A 20023-nucleotide genomic window follows, 5' to 3' on the forward strand; every position below is an offset into this window, starting at 1 on the left:
AGGTGGCGGACACCGTGTCCGCGAAGATCCCCGCCTCCCAAGTCGGCCGGATCCTGGCCGACTTGGACCTCAAACCGCACCGGGTGCACGGCCGGTCCACCCGCCGGGAGGCCCCCGACTTCTGGGAGCGGGCCGCAGACGTGTGCGGCCCGTACCGCCATCCGCCCGGGGAGGGGGTGGTGCTGTCCATCGATGAGAAGACCGCGATCGCCGCCCGCTCCCGCAAACACCCCGGCCGGCCCGCTGCACCCGGCCGGGATGCCCGCGAGGGGCTCGAGTACCGCCGGCACGGCACCGCCTCGATCGTGGCGGCATGGACGTGCGCACCGGCGAGGTGCCGACCGAGCCGATCGTGCGGAACAGCGCGCTCGCCTTCACCGCCCTCCTCGACCGGCTCGACGCCGTCATCGACCCCGGTAAGGAGACCCACGTGGTGCTGGACAACGGCTCCTCCCACACCGCCAAGCACACCAAGGCATGGTTCGAGGCGCACCCGCGTCGGCCTGCGCACTGGACCCCACCGCACGCCTCCTGGCTCAACCGGGTCGAACTGTTCTTCTCCGCCCTGGTCCGCCGGGTGCTGCGGCACGGCGACCTCTCCAGCCGCGACGCCTGATCGACAAGACGGACGTCTACGTCATCGCGCACAACGAAACCGCCACGGCCTACCGCTGGGCCTACGACGGCACCCCGCTCAAGACCACCTGATCAACACCCCGGCACGAACCTGCGAAGCAGGATGAACGGCCTCGCCGTTATCGAGTGCCGGTCCGGCGGCCCAGCAGCCACACCGCACTGCCCCACAGAGCCAGCGCGGCGGGGATACAAGCTGTGGCACGTACCGCGGTCGGCGGTCCGCCTGCCGTGCCGACGACGCCGGCGGCGACACCGGCGGCGATGAGTACGGCCGCTGTCACGCGGTATTCCGACTGCTGGAACAGCGTGGCCAGCGGCAGGAAGTGCACCCCGACGATGATCACCACCAGCACCGGAATCCACGAGGGCACGCCACAGGCGACGCACACCACGACAGTCGCCGCGATCGCGGCCCACTGGGCGATGTTGATCCACCCGAAGCGCCGCATGACTCCGGCATCCATTGGGGGAGGCGGTGGCCCCTGGGAGACGACCCTGCGACCCAGCACCAGCACACCCGCCGTGGCGGCCAGTCCGAGGACGGCTGCCACGGCGGCCGGGGTGGCGGTGACCACTGAGGTCCCCACCATCCACCAGACCAGCCCGAACACCGCCAGAAAGATCGTTCCGGATCTGAACACATTCCCCCCGCATCATGTGGAGCAGCCACGATAAACCCCCGGCTACGCCTCACGGGCGCGACCGAGTTCGGCACCGGACCTATGACGGCACCCCGCTCAAGCCGCCCGATCAACAACCCTTCACGAACTTCTGCGGGGCAGCACTCGTTACTGGCCGTGCAGCCAGATCCGCAGCGGACCGACCGGCTCGAAGCCACGCCGGATGGCTGCCGTCAGGTCGTCGCCCTGCTCGTAGCCGACCACCGGCAGGGTGGGGAACAGCCTGTTCACGGCGTCCAGGACGACCGGCCAGGCCGCGTCAGGGCCGCCGTCCAGCGCGAAGACATTGGAGATTCCGACCACGTGGTGGCTGCGGCTGGCCACCGCGCCGGCGACCACTCGGCCGTCGGTGGACTGTCCGGCGAGCACGAAGGTGGCGGGGTCGTCGAGCAGTTCGGGCCGGAAGAGGTCCGCGTCGCCGTCCCCGCCGTCCCAGGCGAGCGCCCAGGCGCGCAGCGCATCCGGGTCGCCCGCCACGGCCCAGACGAGATCCGACACGGGGGCGGGCGCACTCGCCGGGCGGTGGATCCACTGCGCCTCGAACAGCACCTGGAAACCGACCTCTGTCAGGTCGAGGTCGGCGAAACTGTCCTTGACGGAGGCGCCGGGTGCGGTGGTGTCGATCCGGGCCGCCAGCGCGGTCCGGTCGGCGCCCGGCACCAGCGTCACCGCGTCGGGGTAGTAGAGCGGCGTGCGAGACGGAGCGGCCCAAGCCTGTGCCCCGAACTCGCCCGCCAAGCCGTGCGATCGGCTCATCGCTGCGCACCACTCGGCGTTGTTGCGGGCGGCGGCTTGGACCAGGAGCTGCTTCGGAGTCGTCACAAGTGCGGATCATGACGCCTCCGGTCCGGGCCGTCGAACGGTTTTCCGCTCACCGCAAGAGGGACGCGCTGACCCAAAGCCCCGCAAAGCCCGTCAACCGGCCCTGGGGAATTGCGTGATCGTCAACAAGGGCAGGTGATCGGGAGCGACGCCGGGACTCCGCGCTGCTTCGGCGGGCAGCTGGGGGTGATTCCTCCAGTGCCGTAAGGACGTGCAGATCTTTGACCCGCGGCTTCCCCCTCGACGGGCCGTTGCTCTGGTATGAGCGGGCTGGAAGGGCAACGGGACGTGCCGGCGGCCAAGTTCGAGGCGATCCTGCCGCACCTGGACGAGCGGCAGCGACGGCTGCGGATAAGGGCGGAGGCCCGGTCGCTCGGCCACGGCGGAATCAGGGCGGTGGCCCGTGCCGCCGATGTCTGTGAGGCCACTGTGTCGCTCGGGATGCGGGAACCCGACTCCGGTGAGACTCCGTCAGGACGTGTCCGCAGAGCCGGCGGCGGCCGCAAACGCGTCGTCGACCTCAACCCGGCACTTCGGGCGGCGCTCCTCGCCCTGGTCGAGCCCGACGTCCGCGGGGACCCCATGTCACCGCTGCGCCGGACCACCGAATCCACCCGCAAGCTCGCCGAGGAACTGACCCGCCAAGGCCACAGGATCTGCGCGGACACGGTGGGCGACCTGCTGCGCGAGGAGGGCTTCAGCCTGCAGAGCAACGCCAAGACCCTGGAGGGCAAGCAGCACCCCGACCGGGACGCCCGGTTCCGCTGTCTCAACGAGCAAGCCCGCCGTCACCGGAACTGCGACCAGCCGGTGATCAGCGTGGACACGAAGAAGCCCGCAGCCGCTCCCGCCAGTCACTCCAGCGCGAACCCGCAGGTGAGGCGGGCCCGAAGGGCTCGACCTGCTGGATACCGCGAAACAGGTCGAGGCCCACCGGCGCTCCTGCTGAACCGCAGGTCAGCGGCTCTTTTCCGCGGGCTCCAAAATCGCCACGCACTCCACATGATGGGTCATCGGAAAGGTGTCGACCTGAGCGAACTGAGGAAAAGCCCAGTTCGAAGCAGGTTTCCAGGCTCGTTGTGCCGGGTGCGGGCGCCCAGAGCGTCAAACGAGCGTCACGGCCGACAGCCCGCCCCTGCGGCTCAGAGCAGAGGAGGCCACGACGACCAGCGCACCGGCAGGGTCCGCCTCGGCTCACTCCGAAGGGGCGGGATGCCTCGCACGAGCGGTTCCGGACCCTGGCTGTCGTGCGGGCCGGCGACGCCGGACGGACCCGACGACGAGGAACGGCCGGTCTCCGGTCCGTAGAGCCACGTGGTGGACGACGCCGCCCCGTCCCCCCATGAGCGGTGGGGACGGGGCAGGTGACCGGCTCAGACGTGGCCGGTCGTGGGGCGGACGGTGATCTCGCCGGCGTCCACCTCGGCGGGCTGGTCGATGGCGAACGAGAGGGCCGCGCCGATGGACGAGGCCGGGCCGCCGACGCTGTGGTAGGTACGCATCTCCTCTCGGCACACCGGGTCCGAGAGGGACTCCGCCAGTTCAGCAGGCGGAATCGCCCACGCCGTGAACCGCTCGCCCACACGTCGGCAGACCGCACCACATCAGGGTCGTCGTGAATCGGAAAGGTCAGCGCTGCAGGGTGAGGACACCCGGCCGCCACGGCAGCTGGTTGTAGTCGCCGCCCGCGGCGGGGGACTTGCCCTGGTAGAGGAACTGCAGGTTGCAGGGGTCGATGGTCATGGTCTGGTCGGGGTTGTTGCGGACCAAGTCACCGTGGCTGATGTCGTTGGTCCAGGTGGCGCCGCTGTTGGCCCTGCCCGCGAAGGGGTTGCTCTCGCTGGCGGCCTGCGGGGTCCACGAGCCGCTCAGGCTGGAGGCCGTGAAGGAGCGGAAGTAGCGCCCGTTCGCGCCCATAGCTTCGACGATCATGAGGTACTGGTTCTGGCCCTGAACCTTGTAGACCTGTACGCCCTCGAACAGGTTGGCCTTCGTGTCGCTCATGATCGTCGTGTACGACGAGCCGAAGTTGCCCGGGAAGTTCCCGATCGGCATGCTCGCCCGGTAGATCTTGCCGTTGTCACCGGCGAAGAACAGGTACATGTTCTGGCCGTCTGCGATCAGGGTCTGGTCGATCGGGCCGGTGTCGGAGCCGGAGATGCTCCCGGTGAACAGCGGCTGCGGAGAGGACCAGCCGTTGGGGTTGGTGGGGTCGCTCGACGTGCGGTAGATGAAGGGCCACGCACCCCACTGGTACGCCAGCACCCAGATGTTCTTGGGCGCGAAGTAGAACAGCGTGGGCGCCACCGCGGCCTGGCTCATCCCGGTCTGGCCGGCCGACGCCATGTCCGACCAGTTCGTGAAGGGACTGAACATCATCGAGCCGTACGACGATCCCGACACGTTCGACGCGTAGACCAGGTGCTTGCCGTTGTGCGTCACGGTGGTGAAGTCCTTCACCGCGGCCCACCCGTTCGCCGGCTGCGCCAGCACACCCGTCGACGTCCACCGGTACGTCGACGGAAGAGAACACGTGCCGTCCGTCGGCGGCGTCCCGGGCAGGCCGGCCCACTTCTGGTTGCCGCCGCCGTTGCACGGCCAGATCTGTACCGCCGTGCCGTTGGCCGTACCGGCGCCCGTAACCTCCAGGCACAGCCCGGACTCCACGCCGACGACCGTGCCGTCGGAGTTCACCCGCCACTGCTGGTTCGCACCGCCGGAACAGGTCCAGATCTGCACCCGGGTACCGGCCGCGGTGGCGTGGCCCGGAACATCCAGGCACTTGTTGCCGTACACGGTCAGCTGGTTGCCGTCCGTCAACGTCCACTGCTGGTTGGTCCCGTCCCAGCAGTCGTAGATCTGCAGGTACGTGCCGTTGGTCTGGCTGGCGCCCGGCACATCGAGACACCGGCCCGAACCAACACCGCGCAAGGCGCCACTGGCAGCCGCCTGAGCCGGGGTGGCGACGAGCATCGCCGCCAGCACGGCCAGGGCCGCAACCGCGGCGGCGAGCACCGCAGACAGATGCCTGCGGCTGAAACTTCCTCTGTGCATAGGGACTTCCCCAACCTTGAGTAGGCGGTTCCGGTTGGCCTCGTCAGAGGTTGTCCGGACTGTCGGTGGAGTGCGGTGTGCAGCGGACTGTGAACACCACGGCAGACCGCTTGTGACTTCCCGGTCCTTCGCGACCTTCTGAAAGACCGGTGGCGCCCGGCACCTTCGGGCCGCATGGGCGCCCGGGGTGGAGGCTCGGACGGCGTCGGGTGGGCCCGTCGCGGTCCCGGGCGTCGTCAGGACTGTCGCGGCCGGGAGGCCCGGGGCCGAGGCTCGGTGACGGCCGAAGCGTTGGAGCGGGTTCATGCTTCTCCTCGTACGGCCGGGTGCGGTGGGCGGTTGGCCGACATCGGCTCGGTTCAGGGCGTGGACAGCTCGAACCGCGTGACGCGGACCGAGCCGCCGAGCGCCCGGGTGGCATGGTTGAAGAGGGCGAACCGGTGTCCCATGAAGAACCGCCAGTCGTTGCCCATCGAGAAGTCGGGTCCGAGTCGGGTGAACGTGATGCCGTCGGTGCTGTAGGAGAAAGTCCCCGGACGTGCCGCGCCGGGGCGGATGTCCGCGCTCGCGCGCAGCCAGATGCGGCTGCCCGAGGCGGCCGAGCTCGCGAGCTCGTAGCCGGTGCCGGTGGTGTTCCAGCCGCTGTCCATGGTCAGCCCGCCGACCATCACCACCCGTGTGGCGCCGCCCTCGCGCTTGACACCGATCCACGCGGAGGAGTCACGCAGCAGCGCGAGTCCGGCCCGGTCGCCGTCCCGCATCGCGGAGTGGTCGAGCAGGACCGTGGCGGTGGAGGTGGGGCCCTGGATGCGATGCGTGAGGGTGTTGCGGGCCCAGTACAGGTCGTCGGTGACCGTCGCGGTGCGCAGGGTCAGACCGTTGTCGACCGACCACTTGGTGTTGTCCGGGTTGTGGTTCCACTCCCATCTCGGTTTGAGGGTCGTGCCGTCGAAGATGTCGACGCCGGTCATGGGGGTGACCTGGCGGGGCGGTGGCGGCACGGCCGGGCTGGGATAGGAGGTGCCCCATGCGCCGTTCACCAGTTGGACGACGGGCCACCCGTCCCAGGTCCATGTGACCGGTGCCAGCGCGGGCACCCGGCCGCCGGGGTAGGCGTCGACGAATGCCAGGTAGTACCAGGCGCCGTTCTGCGTCTGGACCAGGCCGCCCTGGTGCGGGACGCCTCCGCCGGGGATCGGCCCGCGCAGGTCGAGGAGCACTTGCCGCATCGCGTACGGACCGAAGGGGCCGCCCGACGACTTCAGGATGTACTGCCCGTTCGCGGGGCGGGTCAGGAAGATGTAGTACTGCCCGTTGATCTTGTAGAAGCGGGAGCCCTCGAGGGTGCCGACGCTCGACGGGGTCGTGAACACCTGCTGCGTGCGGACCTGGGTGCGGCCGTCGGGGGAGAGCTGGGCCACGCTGATCGTGGTGTTGCCGTACGCCACGTACAGGGTGTCGTCGCCGTCGACCAGCAGCCCCGCGTCGTAGTAGGGCGCGCTGATCGTCGTCAGCCGGTTCCACGGCCCCTCGACGGCCGGTGCGGTGTAGATGTACGTCCTGGCGAAGTCGATCTGACCCAGCCAGTAGAACGTCCTGTCGCTCGGACGGTAGGCCAGCGACGACGCCCAGATCCCTCTGACATAGCCCCGGGCCCCGTTCAGGTCGTACTTGGCGCCGAAGTCCAGGACCGGCACCGAGTGGCCAGCGATCTCCCAGTGCACCAGGTCGTACGAGCGCAGGACGGGCGCGCCCGGCGAGTAGTGCATGGTCGAGGCCGAGGTGTAGTAGGTGTTTCCGACGCGGATGACGTCGATGTCCGCGAAGTCCTGCCAGATCACCGGGTTCGCGTACTCCCCGGCGGTGACGCGGGCCGGCCCCTGGGCGGGAGCGGCTGCGGCGCGGGAGGAGGCTCCCGTCGGCGGGAGGACCGCGCCGGCGGCGAGGCCGGTGGCGGTCGCCAGCGCGCGACGACGGGAGAAAGATTGATGAGGCCATGACATGCGCATGCGGCAGGCTCCTTGCGGCTCGGCGTTCGAGGGGGGCGTGACCCGGAGATGCCTTGCTGTGCGATGGAGCGACCTCGCGCGTTCGAGATATCGAACACAGGTCGAAGTGTCGAGCAGCCTGAATGATAGGGAACCGGTGAACGACGTCAATACCTATCGCATGCGTCGCCATCAACGTCGAAACATTTCGTAGGGCCTTTGTGCGATACGGCGCACGTCAAGCCATCAAATGGCTGAATCACAACACCATTTGGCGCCGGAGCGGAGCGACTTCGCGGACGGTGTCGACACCCGGTCGGCCGCGTCTCCCGCATCCGACACACCGATTTTCCGAACGGCGTCAGAAATTTCGACTCTTCTCTTCAGGTGATCGGGAAGGCAAGGCGACCATGTTCGCCGACGGCGTCACGCAGCACCGCCTCATCGACCAGATCCAGCAGGCAGCCAGCGGGGGTGCCCAGCATGGGCTGGCAGCATCGGAAGGCCGCAGCAGTCACCACGGGTCGCCGCCGGTGCAGTGGGACACGAACTCCGGGGGCCGGGTGACTGCGAGGCCCGGGCATTCCACGCGACGGCGGCACCGGACCGTTCGACGAGCGGTTGGCCGCCAGGCGCATCCGTTCTTGGCCGCCAGGCGCATCCGTTCAGGGGCTTTGTGGTGCAATGACATCTGCCGCACCGGACTCGGTGCCGGCCCCTCGCCCACCCGGGACGGAGTCCTGAGCGTCAGCGAGCAGCAAGGAGCCGGCGCCGACCTCACCGACGCCTCCTCACCATCACGGACCGGGCGGACCACTCGGCGATGACTCAAGGACTGCTCCAGCAGCCCGCTTCGGCCGGCCCTTGGGCAGGCAAAGCGGGGTGCTCTGCCCGGGTGACCGCGTCACCGGGGCAGGCGCCTGCGGCGGCGGCCCAGGCGCAGGCTGAGGAGGACGAAGTCGGCGACCAGGACCACCACACCGATGACCAGCAGGAGGAAGAGCACCATGCGTGTCACCTCATGGGAGGGGAAGCCGGTGGGGCATCAGCGGCGGGCGAGGCGACGTTCGCCGCCCGCACCCGTCCGGTAGGCGAGCTCGTAGTGCGCGAAGACCGTCTTCTCGTCCTCCGCGAGCAGTTCGCCGTCCGTTCCGATCGAGGGCGCTTCTTTGACCTGCTTCTTGTCGTAGGCGACCTTCAGATAATCCGGACCGACCGTCGCGTCGGCCAGGGGGACGAACACCAGCCGGTGCCGGGTCGGCAGGCCTACCGTGACCGTCGCGAACGCGGGCTGGTCCGTGGCCGTGTCGACGTAGACCGCTTCCAGGACGCCGATCTTGTGCCGCTCATGGTCGACCACGTCGTGGCCTCGCCATTCCCTGATGTCTTCCGCCTCGAACACGGGGGGCCTCCTCCGTCGCAGGTCAGCTGAAGACCGCTGTCTCGTCTTTCTCTCGCTCCTCCCTCCTTACCTGTCTACGGAGCGTCACACCCTGGAGAGCAGCCCACTTGTAGGCCAGACGGCGGACGGCTTTCACGCGCGGGGCGATGCCTCGGCGACCGCCCGGCCCGTCGCGGTCCGGCGCGCGGCAACGTGGGCGATGAGCGGCACGGCCGGAACGCTGTCGCGGGGTCAGTAGGCGGTGAGGGAGATGGCGACATAGTGCGCGGTGAAGGCTGCCACGGTCAGGGCGTGGAACACCTCGTGGAAGCCGAACCAGCGGGGCGAGGGATCGGGTCGCTGGAGGGCGTAGACGACCGCGCCCGCGCTGTAGAGGAGACCGCCCGCCACGATCAGGGCGAGTACGGCCGCTCCGCCGGTGTGCAGGAAGTCGGGCAGGTAGCGCACCGGCGCCCACCCCAAGGCCAGGTAACACGGGGTGTACAGCCAGCGCGGAGCTCCGACCCACAGGACCCGGAACGCGATGCCGGCCAACGCGCCCGCCCACACGATCCACAGCAGCATGGACCGCTGTTCCGGCGGGAGGAGGAGCACGGCCAGGGGCGTGCAGGTGCCGGCGATGATCAAGAAGATGTTGGCGTGGTCGAGACGTCGTAGAAGAGCCTCGCCCAGCGGTCCCCAGGTACCGCGGTGGTAGAGGGCGCTCGTTGCGAACAGCAGCCAGGCGGTGACCGAATACACGGCGCAGGCCAGGACTGCCTGCGGAGTACGGGCCAGGCAGATGAGTACGGCGCCTGCGATCAGTGCGGCGGGGACCATTCCGGCATGGAGCCAGCCACGCAACCTCGGCTTGATCGGTTCGGCCAGGTCGGCCGCCCGCTCCACCAGAGCAGCAACCGAGTGAGCCTTCTCCCCTGCATGGTCGCCTTGTGATCCGCCGGGTAACCCGTCCTCACGGCGCTCTCCACGCGCTGAGGCGACGTGACCGTATTCGACTTCAGCGGCGTCGCGGGACACGGCTTCTCGTCCTCTCTCGGGCACCTGGGCGTGACTGGCAGCCATGCGGTCATGCTAAACAGACCTCACTCCGACAGCATGACGGGAGGTCGGTCCAGAACCCCAGGGCCACGTCGCCGGGCGTGGGCTGGTTCGCGAGGGTGAACCCCAGCCCCGTTGACGCTACCGCCGACAGGGCCTGCCGAAGCCGAGCAGATCGGCTGGTCATGGGAACGATCAGGGTTCCAGAACGGGCATCTCCGCTCGCCTACGCGCAAGAATCGCCGATGCTTCCTGAGGTCCGCCCCCATGTATCCGCTCCCCTGGCACACCAGCTGGAACATCAATTGGGTCTGGCTTCGCACCTCGAAGCCGGCCATCTCGATGTGGAGGGCGTCGCCGGCATTGCAGTCGTCGCAGCTGCCCACTCCGATGGCTATGCGGCCACCGGTCGTCTCCTCAGTCTGCTGGCCGCGCTGCCTGCCCCCACCAAGGCAGGAGAACGCTTCCGGTCGGACCTGTGGAGGTCGTCGGGCACCCCGTACCTGCTCCCCGTCAACATCAAGGCTCAGGTGCTGCGTTCCCTGGCAGGAGAAGGAACCGCCCCGGCCCGACAGATCCTCTCGGCCGTCCATGAGGTGACCCCACCCCAGCGCGTCGCGGCCGGGGAGGTGATCGGTCAAGCCCTCGCCGAATCCGACCGTCTTCCCGACTTCAAGACACAGCTCCTCGGAGAACTATGGCTCCGGGATCTCGAACTCACCGCCTGGCGCGTCCTGCATGCAGACCGCAGGTCGGACGATCCGGCTGGACGGAAAGCCTTCCTCAGCGCCTGGACCAGCGTCTGAACGTCCGCTCCTCCAGGCAGCCGCGCAGGGCACGCGGCATCCGAGCCGGCACGTGGCGCGCAGACCCGGCCCCGTATCCGTACTCATCCGGCTCGGTGCTGCTGCACCTTGCGAGCACCCCTGGTCGCCGACGAACTGCGCGCCGGCGACCTGGACGTAGCGTCGTGGCCCTCGGCTCAACGGCAACTCGACGGTGAGGCGGCCGAATCCGGGACAACGCTCGGAGCGACCGAGTTCAGGAATTTTCCGGCCGAGGTCGCGTCGCCCCGGATGCACCTCAACGGATCGGGGCCGCGCAGCCATGGCTGCGCGGCCCCGATCCTGTGCACGACAGGTCCTGTCGGCGCCCGGCACGAGAGCGGGTCCCCTTGTCCGGCTGAAAACACGGCCCGCACGGGCCGCGGCAGTCACCGGCCGCGAAGTGCCCGGTCCCTCGGGCAAGGCCGCGAGGTCAGGCCGGATTGATGTTCTCGGCCTGCGGGCCCTTTTGGCCCTGGGTGACGTCGAACGTCACGGCCTGGCCCTCCTGGAGCTCACGAAAGCCCGAGGAGTTGATCGCGGAGTAGTGCGCGAAGACATCCGGGCCGCCCCCGTCCTGGGCGATGAAGCCGAAGCCCTTCTCCGCGTTGAACCACTTCACGGTTCCCGTAGCCATAATCATGCCTTCCAGTCGATGAACGCCTCCCACTCCTTGTGGAAGGCAGAGGTGATCGCCCTGGTTCCTGCGGCACAGCACAGCAAAAAGCCCACACCGAAGCGTGGGCAAAGGGGAACTCCGAACCACGACAGCTGACGCAGACGCTACACGGCCGCACACCGCGTCACTACTGGAACGATCACGCCGCAGACCGGGACCGTGCGGGCGGTGTCCCCCGATACCGGCGGGCACGCTCGTCTCATGCCGCAGCCGGGGGTTGGGTGATCCGGCGGCGCGGCGGTGTTCGGCGTTGGCGCGCCGGGCTTCTTCGAGTCGGTCTTCGAGGATGACGATGCGGCAGGCGGCCTCGATAGGGGTGCCGTGGTCGACGAGTTCCCGGGCGCGGGCCGCGATGCGCAGCTGGTAGCGGGAGTAGCGGCAGTGGCCGCCCTTGGAGCGCAGCGGGGTGATCAGGCGTGCTTCGCCGATGGCGCGCAAGAAGCCCGGGGTGGTGCCCAGCATGTGGGCGGCCCGGCCCATGGTGCAGGCGGGACAGCCGTCGTCGTCGAGACGGCCGTACGAGTCGTCTGCCGCCGGGGCCTTCCCCCGCGGAACGCCTCGAGGGGCCCCGGCGCCATTGGCGCCGGGGCCCCGAAGGAACTGCTACACCATCTGCCAGCCCCAGTACTGCGCCGGCCTTCTGTGTCCGCAGACCCGACCGAGACACCGTCGGGGATGCGGGGATCGCGGTTGCTCGACCGGAGACCACCTCACTATCGATGTCCTGCGGTACCCGGGCTCAGACCTCCGCCCGGGCGATCCTGATGGCGCCTGGCTCCTCCGTTTCTTCCCTCTGGGATCACTCACTTACCTACTGCTGGTACTGCGTACTGCTTGCACTGCTGGTATTGCGAACTGCACTGCTGATACTGCGAACTGCTGGTGGCCTGTGACAGCGCCACTCTTCGACAGCCGGCCCCGTCGCCCGTCCTGCGTCTGCTCCGGCTGGGAACCCCACTGCCGAACTGCCCGGTGCGCGCGCCCGCAGCCGACGCCTTCACCGAGGTGCTGCTCACTGACTTCGCTGCTGGGTCCTGCTCCCGGCGGCCCCTGATCACTGCGGGCCACCCGGTGCGACCGTCAGTCCCGTCGCCCGTCCTGCAACCGCTCTGGCTTCGGAACTCCACCACCGCACCGTCCTGCACCTGCGGGTACTGCTGCCCGGCAGTTCGTCTCTGCCGGGCCTTGTTGATCTCGGCTACGAGAGAAACCATAACCACACCGCCACCCAATGTCTACTCCAGCCGACATAGGTTTCTGCGCGTTCGAACATGAGGTAAGCCGCCTCGGCCGGTCTCTTGATGGTAGGAGCAGCCCCGAAGCCCAGGTCCGGCGCTCGGAGTGACCCACAGCCGCGCGGGCCGTCGGGCTTCCCGGGGTGCCGCCGACTGCGCCACGGCTACCGTCGGCAGGTGCCGGCCACCGCTGGGCATTCATGCTTTCGGCCGTATCTACCGACAGACCGGCCGGTGACGGGCGTGGGACGAGGGCCTGCGCCGGTCTTGACGGGCGTAGCCCATGACCGAGCAGCTCGTGGAAGCGGTGCACGCCGGTGCTGGTGCCACGATGCGCAGACCGGCGCTCCTGCTGCCGAGTCAGCGCCACAACGGGGATCTGCTTCCTCAACCCGCGGGTACTCTCTCGTGTTCGCCCGGCTGCCCGTGCCCGCCCGACCGGTGGCGTCGCCTCGGATGGACCGCCTGATCGAACCCGGCGCGGGCCCCGACTCGATCAGGCATGGGCCGGCACCTTGACACAGGCGGGACGCGGGTCCACGGCAGCTTGCCGTCACACGTCGACCGTGGTCGTCGGTTTCTCCGGCAAGCACTGCGGCTCTGCCGGCCCTTCAGGAAACGTCCAGCAGCTCGTAACGGCGCCCTGGGGGCAGAACGCCGCGGGTACGACTACTCCCTACTCCCCCCCGCTGACCGCCTGAGGGTCTGCGTCAGCGGGGGGTTGCCCCACCGGGTCGGCGAACGGGCCGCCACGGCCGTACGCTCCCTTGAGGACCCACTCGCCGAGATCGTGCCCGGTCGGCGGTGAAGCCGACGTACCCAGGGAGTCACCTTGCCCGGGCCATGGCGAGAGTTCTCTCCGGCCCCGGGCGAGGTGGCCCCCGCCCGGCCCCCGCCCGGCTCACGCCCCGACCGCGCGTCGCCCCGGCGGGATCAACACGGGTCTCATGCCTTGTGCTGCATGGTGCGCCGGGCGGGATTGCCTTGTTCGGCAGCCTGGGGATCCTTCTCCTTGGCCTTGGCGCGAACACCGTCGGCGATGCCCTTGCCGATGTTCTCGCCGCTGTCGGCCCAGTACTCGAGGGCGGGTTCGGTGACACCGTTGAGGAGGTGTCCGACGACGTTGTCGACCAAGCGGTCCCGGGCGTCGTCCACGACCTCGCGCACCAGGGTGCCGGGTTGCCCTCAGCCCGGCTCGACCTCTTCCGACCTGCACCGTCACGCCGAGGAACTCGGTGGCCACTCGATCCCGTAAAGAGCCGCCAGGTCGACCAGGAGCAGATCGTCGCGGCCGGCCGCGGCCTCGATCAGGTCCGGATAGAACCCGTGCAGGGAGAACAGGGCCAGGGTGGTGCCCGTGGTGTCGTAGCCCTGGCCGGTGAGCAGGGTGCGGATGTGCTCCAGACGCTGCAGGTCGCCGGTGCCGCGGCGGGCGGCAGTGGCCTTCGCCTCGCCGAGGAGGGCGATCCGGGCGCGGGGGGCCTGCGGGCGCTCACCCAGGGCCAGGGCGATAACGTCCACCTCGTGCCTGGTGCGGGCCGCCGGGTCGGCCACCTCGGTGGTGCCGACCGGGCCGGGCAGGCCGCCGGGAAGCAGGGTGTGGGCGTAGCGGCGGGTGAAGGCGCGGGCGAGGTCCTCGAAGTGGGGGCCGAGGATCTTGGAGTTGAAGGTCGGCGAGGCGGCCTGCCATGCCTCTTCGGCGAAGCCCTGCTCGACGGTGGCCGCCTGCGGCAGGGTGATCAGCTGATTGAAGCGGATGACGGGGTCGGTCAGGGTGATGACGGGGTGGCGGGGGCGCAGGATGTCCTGCTCGCGCTGGATGTAGCCGGTGGACTCCAGGACGTCGAGCGGGTGGGTGACGGCGTTGCGCTGGCGTTCCAGGGCCGCGCCGATCTTGGTGGGGGTGGTGGCGCCCCGGGCGATCGCGGTGAGGATGTCGTAGTAGAGAGTGTGCTGGGTGATCCGCGGATCCTCGCGCAGCAGGTACTCCGTCTCCGTGCGCGAGTACACCGCCCGCCCCGGGTCCAGCAGCGTCCGCGTCAGCCAGGAGGCGAAGCCGTCGCTCGGGTGCGGGCGGGCCGCCACCGGCCGGTAACCGGGAGCGCCACCGAGGACGGCGTGCACCTGCAGGGCGGTCAGCGGGTCCTCGATCTGCCAGAACACACGGCTGGCCCGGTAGTCGAAAGCCCCCAGCCGCAGATCGATCACCGCACGGCCGCGCAACGGTTTCGTCCCCGACAGCAGTTCGTGCATGACGCTCATCGCGGACCCACACAGGATCACCCGCACTCCGGGTCCGGCCCCGGTGCCCCGCTGGCGCTCGTCGTAGAGCTGCTGGAGCAGGCCGGGGATCTCGGGAGAGTGCTGGAGGAGGTACGGCAACTCGTCGATCACCAGCAGCGGGGTCTGTGATCGCGCGGTGACGTCAAGGGCGTTGGACAGGACATCACGCCAGTCGGTCAACCGCAGCGTGCCGGGTTGCAGACCGGCGTGGGCCGCGATGGCGTCGCTGAACCGCTGGATCGCCGGCAGCCGCCCTTCTTCCCGCACCGCGGTGACGTACAGACCCCCGACCTTCTCGGAGAGCGCCTGCAGGAGATACGACTTCCCGTGCCGCCTGCGCCCCGAGACAATCCCCAGGCGCATCGCTGGATCCGGGTCCGTGACGAATTCGGTGAGCAGCCCCCACTCACGATCACGGTCGACCACGTCCTCGGGCTTGGCAAGCATGCTCTCGTGCACCGGCACTCTCCACCAGCTAGATCGACTGCAACATGTCTAAGTCTACTTAGACAAGATTCGTCTAGCTTGACTTTGCTGATGGCTGGCAACAGAGATCACCAACCGTGATCGCCGCAGAGCCCTGTCAGCGGCTCCCCGACAAGGCGGTCACGGGGCATCGCACCACACTGTTCCAGTCGGCCTCGCCGACGGGAGTCGAGCGTCATATGAGCGTCAAGAGCCCCGACGGTCAGGCATCGCGCAGCCGCTCCTACCCGTCACTCCAGCACAAAGCCGCAGGTGAGAAGGGTCCGAAGAGCTCGACCTGCTGGATATCGCGAAACAGATCGAGACCCACCGGCGCTACTGCCAAACCGCAGGTCAGGAGCCCTTGTCAGCAGGCTCCAGAATCGCCACGCACTCCACGTGATGCGTCATCGGGAACATGTCCCCAGGGCGAGAGCGCGGAAAACCGCAGCTCAGAGGCGGTTCTCCAGATCCCTTCGCGAGTCGTCACGCGCGCAGAGCGTCAATGAGCGTCACAGCGAAAAACGGGAGGACAGGCGCAGCGACCTCTTGCGCAGCGCTACACCGGCTGCCGCCGACTGTGAGCACGATCGGCCTGATACGAGCCATGCGTCAGCGGGCCGTGCCCTGCCAACCGGCCGAACGCCCGGCCCGCGGCCCGAGACCCAGCGTTCCCGGAGGTGGCGCCCGGTCGAGACGCGTACTCACCGGCCGACGTAGAGGAAGCACACAGAGCGGGCGTAGGACAACCGGCGCTGCCGGAGCCTGGCGGCTGCGACGGAGGCACTCAGTGTCCCGTGCCGCGCGCTGTTCTGCTGCAGTTCGACGGTCCGCCGGCTGAACTCCTGCCGCTGCCGCCGGGCCTGGTCTCCTGCGAGCTTGTTCTCACGGGTGAGCTGCTCCTGTCCCTGTTCGAGCTTCTTGCGCGCCTTCTCACGCAGGGCGTCGGTCTCCGCTTCCACAGCCTTGCGTTGGTCGGTGAGCTGGGCCCGCCGGAGGGTGATGCTTCTTTCGACCGACTGCCGCTCCGACGCGGTCAGGACGGTCGGCTGCCGTTTCTCGACCGAGGCGACAAGGGATCGGCGCCATGTATCCAAGGCGGCTGCCTTGGCCTCGCCGATGCCGTGCACGGCCACGTGACGGCCCTTGTGCAGCACGAGGACGGCGCCAGTGCTGTTGTACGAGGTGCTCTGCACGGACCGATAGCCCCTGAAGTCGGCCGCCGTCCGGATGCCCACCGCCGCAAGACGACCGGCGAGTGTCGGCCCGATGCCGTGCGGTGGGTTCTGGGCGATCGGCCGTCGGCTGAGCTGATCACGGACATACGTTGCCTGCTTGTCGGCAAGCGCTTTACTCAGGGACTTCCGCAGTTCCTCGGAGAGTCCGCCGATCTTCTTGTCGATATCGTGCCGCTTCCGCGCCTTGCTCTTCTCAGCCTCTTTCAGCTCGGCGTGGTACTGGGCAGTGAGCTTGTCCTGTTCCTGCGGGTAGGCAGCGGTCCGTTTCGTCTCCGCCGCGTCGAGCTTCGCCCGGTCCTTCCGCAGCTTCTCGGCTGCCTTGACCGGGTCGTCGAGCTGGGCCAACTCCTTCGTCAGTTTGGCTAGAGCGGCCCGCGACTGTGCCAGCTCCACCCGCCGACGGCGAGTGAACGCCGTGAGCACAAGGGCGGCAATCACCGGCACGCCCGGCCCGATCGGCGGCACCGAGAACCCCGCGACGACCATCCAGACGGTAACGGCCAACAGGAGCGGCCAGACCACGGCTGTGGCGATGTCCAGCCAGGTCCGGGTGTGGAAGCCGTCCGGTGAGATGACCGAGGGTGCCACGGCCGGTGAGGACACGGTCTGTGCAGCGATGTGTCCATCCATCCACCCGGGCAATCCGCTCGCGCCTGAAGGGGCAGTCGTGGCGCCGGACGATGCCGCTGGCCTGGTCATCCCGGCGGTCCGTTGCCTGGGGACGGCTTGGGCGAGCGGGGGCAGCAGATCCAGTGGCTGGAAGGCCATGGACCGCACCTGGTCGGCGAGACCGCTGACCGTCCGGTCGGAATGGGCGAGCAGCGTCTGCAGCCTGCTGGAGCCGTCCGGGCTCTTGAAGTCCTTCTCGGTAAGCAGCAGGAACTCACCACTCGGCTCGTGAAGTCGGCTCCACAGTCCTGGGTCGGTGGCGATCGCCTTCAGTGACAGGAAGATGACCCAGGCGGAGAACGAGCAGGTCGACCGCTCCGTCGCGGCGGCCACCACCCCGGCGACGCGGCTCATCCTCGCCCTCGCGGCGGTCCACGCCGCCCGGGTCGCCCAGATCGCCACCCTCATGCTCGACGACGTCGACCTCGGCAACCGCCGGCTGACCATCGCCGGACGCGCCCGCCCGCTCGACGACCTCACCCTGAAACTGCTGCTGGACTGGCTGGAGCACCGGCGCCACCGGTGGCCGAACACCGCGAACCTCCACCTGCTGATCAACAACCAGACCGCCAACACGACCGGCCGGGCCAGCAACCACTGGATCAGCGCCGCGATGCGCGGGCAGGATGCGACGCTGGAGCGGCTCCGCGTCGACCGGCAGCTCGAAGAAGCACTGGTCCGGGGCCCCGATCCGCTGCATCTCGCCGAGGTCTTCGGACTCGACGAGAAGACCGCGATCCGCTACGCGAACTCCGCTCGCGCTCTCCTGGAACGGTCCCCGGAAACCGACCCCGCGACTTCACCACGAACCCACGGATCAACTCCTTGACATTGAGGCACCGGACCCTCGGGTCCACGCCCAACAGCCTCCAGTTTCGCGAACTCACGAAGGCAAGGAGGTCAGTGGGTGGGTGGGACGAACTCGGGCTGGTCGAGCAGGCGCAGCCAGCTTCTATCAGGCTGGCGCCGGACGACCTGCGCCCGGGCACCGGCCCCGTCCTTCGGCGGGGTCGAGGTGAGGGCGATGTCGTCGCTGATCAGCGTCGGCAGCGGTTGTTCCGGCTCGAAACGGGGGCGGTTGGCCAGCACCTTCTCCCACAGCGCGCGAATCGCCTCCCGGCCCACTGTCTGGTCGCCGGGCGGGTAGGCCATCACCGCACCCTCTTCGTAGAGTGCGGCGACCCCGGCCGCGTCACCGGCGTTGGATCGTTCGACGAACAAGCGGGTGATGTCCTCGGGCCGCATGGCCTTTTCGTACTCCGGCACGGGTTCCTCCTGACGTCGGGCTTCGGCGCTTTCCAGCGTGGCCGCCCACTAGTCAGAAGTCCAACAGATGAGTTTTATAGAAGCTAGAATCTACATTCATGGAACTGAGGCAGCTGGAATACTTCGTCGCGGTCGCCGAGGAGCAGAACTTCACCCGGGCGGCCGAGCGGGTGCGCATCAGCCAGTCCGGCGTCAGCGCCCAGATCCGTCAGCTGGAACGGGAACTCGGTGCCGAGTTGTTCGACCGGTCGGCCCGCACCGTCACCCTCACCGTCGCGGGAAAGGCGGCACTCGGACACGCCCGCGCCGCGCTCGCCGCTGCTGGGGCAGTCGGCCAGGCGGTGGGCGAGGTGACCGATCTGATCCGGGGTCGGCTCACCGTCGGGATGGTCATCGGCTGCACCCTCACCCCGCTGTTCGACGCCCTCGCCGCGTTCCACCAGGCGCATCCAGGTGTGGAGATCTCGCTGCTGGAGGACAGCTCCGACCGGCTCGTCGAGGGGGTGCGCACCGGCGCCGTCGACCTGGCACTCATCGGGGCCGCAACCGCCACCCCCGAGGGGCTGGACGCGCTGACCATCATCAGCGAGCGGCTCGTCGCGGCGGTCCCGGCCGGGCACTCCTTGGCGAAACAGCGGCGGGTCACCTTGCGCGACCTGATCGCCCACCCGATCGTGTGCATGCCGCCCGGCACCGGCCTGCGCACGGTATTCGACCAGGCCTGCGCCGCACAGAGCCTCCAACCCGCCATCACTCTGCAGGCCAGCGCCGCGGATGCCATTGCCGACCTCGCCGCCCGCGGGCTCGCCGTCGCCATCCTCAGCGACTCCATGGCCGTGCACTACCGTGACCGGCTCACCGCCTGCACCATCGATGATGTCGATACACCCGCATTGCTCGCCCTGATCTGGAAGAGCACGCACAGCCCGGGGCTGCGTGAGCTGCTCGTGCACAGCCGGCAGGCATTCACCGAGCCCGGCCCCGCGACTTCCCCGCGAACCCACGGGCTCACCCCCTGACATCAGGGCGACAGACCCTTGAGTTCTCGTCGAAGTGCCCTCAGTTTTCGCGAACTTGCGGGCCTCGAGGGGTTGAGGGACATCGGAACGAAGACCGGTGCTAAAAGATCGTTGTATGTGGGTTCAGCGAGTGATCGAACTGACCGGGTGGGAGCCGCTCGGGATCTCCGTCGACTGGGCGGCGATCGAGGGCGAGCTGGGGGTTCCGCTGCCGGCGGACTACAAGGAGCTCTACGAGGCGTTCGGCGGCGGCGTCTTCAGTGATTCCGTCTACTTTCTGGGGCGCGACGAGGGCGTCTCGTTCGATTTCCTGACACAGTGGCGGGTCGCCCTGTCGGTTGATCAGGACAGCACACTCGGAGACGTCTCCGCCGTCGATCCCTATGCGATCTACGCGCCGGGCGGCAAGGGGGTGGTTGCGTGGGGCTCCACCGAATGGGCTGACGAGTACTGCTGGCTGATCGATGCCGAGCGGCCGGGCGATTACCCCGTCCTTGCGCGGTCCCATGACGGCGGCCCATGGCACTGGTACGACATGTCCACCTCTGAGTTCCTTTACCGGGCCCGTCGGGATTCAAGTGGCGCGCTGGTATGTCCCTGGCCTGCGGTGGTCTGGCGAAAACCGCGCCAGTTGTTCACCGACGGGCCCACCGCGTCCTTGCCGATGCCGATTTCCAGCCGTTCGGCATCGCGCAGTACGACCTCGGCACAACGTTCAAGCCCGG

At 68.8% G+C, this 20023-nt stretch carries 16 protein-coding genes and 3 pseudogenes; 6 read left to right on the plus strand and 13 right to left on the minus strand.

Annotated elements, in window-relative coordinates; all coding sequences use genetic code 11:
* The first annotated feature begins 313 nt into the window (after positions 1-313).
* Positions 314-616 carry a transposase gene (locus tag ACFP2V_RS01055; protein WP_381204369.1) on the plus strand — a complete coding sequence of 101 codons (303 nt, stop codon included), beginning with the start codon at positions 314-316 and terminating at the stop codon, positions 614-616.
* Between the two features lie 139 nt (positions 617-755).
* On the opposite strand, the gene ACFP2V_RS01060 is transcribed toward ACFP2V_RS01055, so the two are convergent.
* Positions 756-1226 carry a DUF7010 family protein gene (locus ACFP2V_RS01060; RefSeq protein WP_381204370.1) on the minus strand — a complete coding sequence of 157 codons (471 nt, stop codon included), beginning with the start codon at positions 1224-1226 and terminating at the stop codon, positions 756-758.
* A 198-nt stretch (positions 1227-1424) separates the two neighbouring features.
* The gene (locus ACFP2V_RS01065) at positions 1425-2138 is read right to left on the minus strand and encodes a hypothetical protein (protein WP_381204371.1); all 714 of its coding nucleotides are present in this window, start codon (positions 2136-2138) and stop codon (positions 1425-1427) included.
* 261 nt (positions 2139-2399) lie between these two features.
* Here ACFP2V_RS01065 and ACFP2V_RS01070 point away from each other — a divergent pair.
* A pseudogene (locus ACFP2V_RS01070) lies at positions 2400-2972 on the plus strand (ISAzo13-like element transposase-related protein); the annotation flags it as partial.
* A 539-nt stretch (positions 2973-3511) separates the two neighbouring features.
* On the opposite strand, the gene ACFP2V_RS01075 reads toward ACFP2V_RS01070, so the two are convergent.
* The 5 genes from ACFP2V_RS01075 to trhA form a co-directional block, all read right to left on the minus strand.
* Positions 3512-3640: a hypothetical protein gene (locus ACFP2V_RS01075; RefSeq protein WP_381204372.1), complete on the minus strand. Its 129-nt coding sequence runs from the start codon at positions 3638-3640 to the stop codon at positions 3512-3514.
* Positions 3641-3767: 127 nt separating this feature from the next.
* Complete coding sequence (locus tag ACFP2V_RS01080) at positions 3768-5192, minus strand: non-reducing end alpha-L-arabinofuranosidase family hydrolase (protein WP_381204373.1); 1425 nt, start codon at positions 5190-5192, stop codon at positions 3768-3770.
* 359 nt (positions 5193-5551) lie between these two features.
* The gene (locus ACFP2V_RS01085; protein WP_381204374.1) at positions 5552-7201 is read right to left on the minus strand and encodes a glycoside hydrolase family 43 protein; all 1650 of its coding nucleotides are present in this window, start codon (positions 7199-7201) and stop codon (positions 5552-5554) included.
* Positions 7202-8225: 1024 nt separating this feature from the next.
* Entirely contained in the window at positions 8226-8582 is a 357-nt protein-coding gene (locus ACFP2V_RS01090) for a PRC-barrel domain-containing protein (RefSeq protein WP_381204375.1), read from the minus strand.
* A gap of 231 nt (positions 8583-8813) precedes the next feature.
* Positions 8814-9644, minus strand: a complete 831-nt coding sequence (gene trhA / locus ACFP2V_RS01095) for a PAQR family membrane homeostasis protein TrhA (RefSeq protein ID WP_381204376.1) — start codon at positions 9642-9644, stop codon at positions 8814-8816.
* 161 nt (positions 9645-9805) lie between these two features.
* Here trhA and ACFP2V_RS01100 point away from each other — a divergent pair, with 161 nt between their 5' ends.
* Positions 9806-10426, plus strand: coding sequence for a hypothetical protein (locus ACFP2V_RS01100; RefSeq protein WP_381204377.1), 621 nt, complete (start codon positions 9806-9808; stop codon positions 10424-10426).
* Positions 10427-10877: 451 nt separating this feature from the next.
* Here ACFP2V_RS01100 and ACFP2V_RS01105 read toward each other — a convergent pair whose 3' ends face one another.
* From ACFP2V_RS01105 to ACFP2V_RS01125, 5 genes and pseudogenes are all read right to left on the minus strand, one after another.
* Positions 10878-11081 (minus strand): cold-shock protein, encoded by a 204-nt coding sequence (locus ACFP2V_RS01105; RefSeq protein ID WP_019072426.1) that lies wholly within the window; start codon positions 11079-11081, stop codon positions 10878-10880.
* Between the two features lie 255 nt (positions 11082-11336).
* Positions 11337-11603 (minus strand): annotated as a pseudogene (locus ACFP2V_RS01110) (MerR family transcriptional regulator); the annotation flags it as partial.
* Positions 11604-13303: 1700 nt separating this feature from the next.
* Positions 13304-13543, minus strand: a pseudogene (locus tag ACFP2V_RS01115) (catalase); the annotation flags it as partial.
* A gap of 33 nt (positions 13544-13576) precedes the next feature.
* Entirely contained in the window at positions 13577-15088 is a 1512-nt protein-coding gene (locus tag ACFP2V_RS01120) for an AAA family ATPase (protein WP_381204421.1), read from the minus strand.
* A gap of 722 nt (positions 15089-15810) precedes the next feature.
* Positions 15811-17346 carry a hypothetical protein gene (locus tag ACFP2V_RS01125; RefSeq protein WP_381204378.1) on the minus strand — a complete coding sequence of 512 codons (1536 nt, stop codon included), beginning with the start codon at positions 17344-17346 and terminating at the stop codon, positions 15811-15813.
* On the opposite strand from ACFP2V_RS01125, the gene ACFP2V_RS01130 reads away from it, so the two are divergent.
* Complete coding sequence (locus ACFP2V_RS01130; RefSeq protein ID WP_381204379.1) at positions 17297-17842, plus strand: hypothetical protein; 546 nt, start codon at positions 17297-17299, stop codon at positions 17840-17842. The genes ACFP2V_RS01125 and ACFP2V_RS01130 overlap by 50 nt on opposite strands.
* A gap of 71 nt (positions 17843-17913) precedes the next feature.
* Here ACFP2V_RS01130 and ACFP2V_RS01135 read toward each other — a convergent pair whose 3' ends face one another.
* Positions 17914-18279 carry a YybH family protein gene (locus tag ACFP2V_RS01135; protein WP_381204380.1) on the minus strand — a complete coding sequence of 122 codons (366 nt, stop codon included), beginning with the start codon at positions 18277-18279 and terminating at the stop codon, positions 17914-17916.
* Between the two features lie 98 nt (positions 18280-18377).
* Here ACFP2V_RS01135 and ACFP2V_RS01140 point away from each other — a divergent pair, with 98 nt between their 5' ends.
* A complete protein-coding gene (locus ACFP2V_RS01140) occupies positions 18378-19298 on the plus strand; it encodes a LysR family transcriptional regulator (protein ID WP_381204381.1) in 921 nt (306 codons plus the stop codon).
* A 130-nt stretch (positions 19299-19428) separates the two neighbouring features.
* Positions 19429-20023 (plus strand): SMI1/KNR4 family protein (locus tag ACFP2V_RS01145; protein WP_381204382.1); only part of this gene is annotated, 595 nt, incomplete at its 3' end.

This window comes from Streptomyces incanus, from assembly GCF_042656345.1.
Classification (GTDB): Bacteria; Actinomycetota; Actinomycetes; order Streptomycetales; family Streptomycetaceae; genus Streptomyces; species Streptomyces incanus.

Excerpts from the sequence above, each read along its gene's own strand:
- ACFP2V_RS01120 (WP_381204421.1), bottom strand. The coding sequence starts at position 15,088 with ATGCTTGCCAAGCCCGAGGACGTGGTCGACCGTGATCGTGAGTGGGGG.
- ACFP2V_RS01105 (WP_019072426.1), bottom strand. The coding sequence starts at position 11,081 with ATGGCTACGGGAACCGTGAAGTGGTTCAACGCGGAGAAGGGCTTCGGC.
- ACFP2V_RS01100 (WP_381204377.1), top strand. The coding sequence starts at position 9,806 with ATGGGAACGATCAGGGTTCCAGAACGGGCATCTCCGCTCGCCTACGCG.
- ACFP2V_RS01055 (WP_381204369.1), top strand. The coding sequence starts at position 314 with ATGGACGTGCGCACCGGCGAGGTGCCGACCGAGCCGATCGTGCGGAAC.
- ACFP2V_RS01130 (WP_381204379.1), top strand. The coding sequence starts at position 17,297 with ATGACCCAGGCGGAGAACGAGCAGGTCGACCGCTCCGTCGCGGCGGCC.
- ACFP2V_RS01075 (WP_381204372.1), bottom strand. The coding sequence starts at position 3,640 with ATGCGTACCTACCACAGCGTCGGCGGCCCGGCCTCGTCCATCGGCGCG.
- ACFP2V_RS01085 (WP_381204374.1), bottom strand. The coding sequence starts at position 7,201 with ATGCGCATGTCATGGCCTCATCAATCTTTCTCCCGTCGTCGCGCGCTG.
- trhA (WP_381204376.1), bottom strand. The coding sequence starts at position 9,644 with ATGGCTGCCAGTCACGCCCAGGTGCCCGAGAGAGGACGAGAAGCCGTG.
- ACFP2V_RS01140 (WP_381204381.1), top strand. The coding sequence starts at position 18,378 with ATGGAACTGAGGCAGCTGGAATACTTCGTCGCGGTCGCCGAGGAGCAG.
- ACFP2V_RS01060 (WP_381204370.1), bottom strand. The coding sequence starts at position 1,226 with ATGGTGGGGACCTCAGTGGTCACCGCCACCCCGGCCGCCGTGGCAGCC.
- ACFP2V_RS01080 (WP_381204373.1), bottom strand. The coding sequence starts at position 5,192 with ATGCACAGAGGAAGTTTCAGCCGCAGGCATCTGTCTGCGGTGCTCGCC.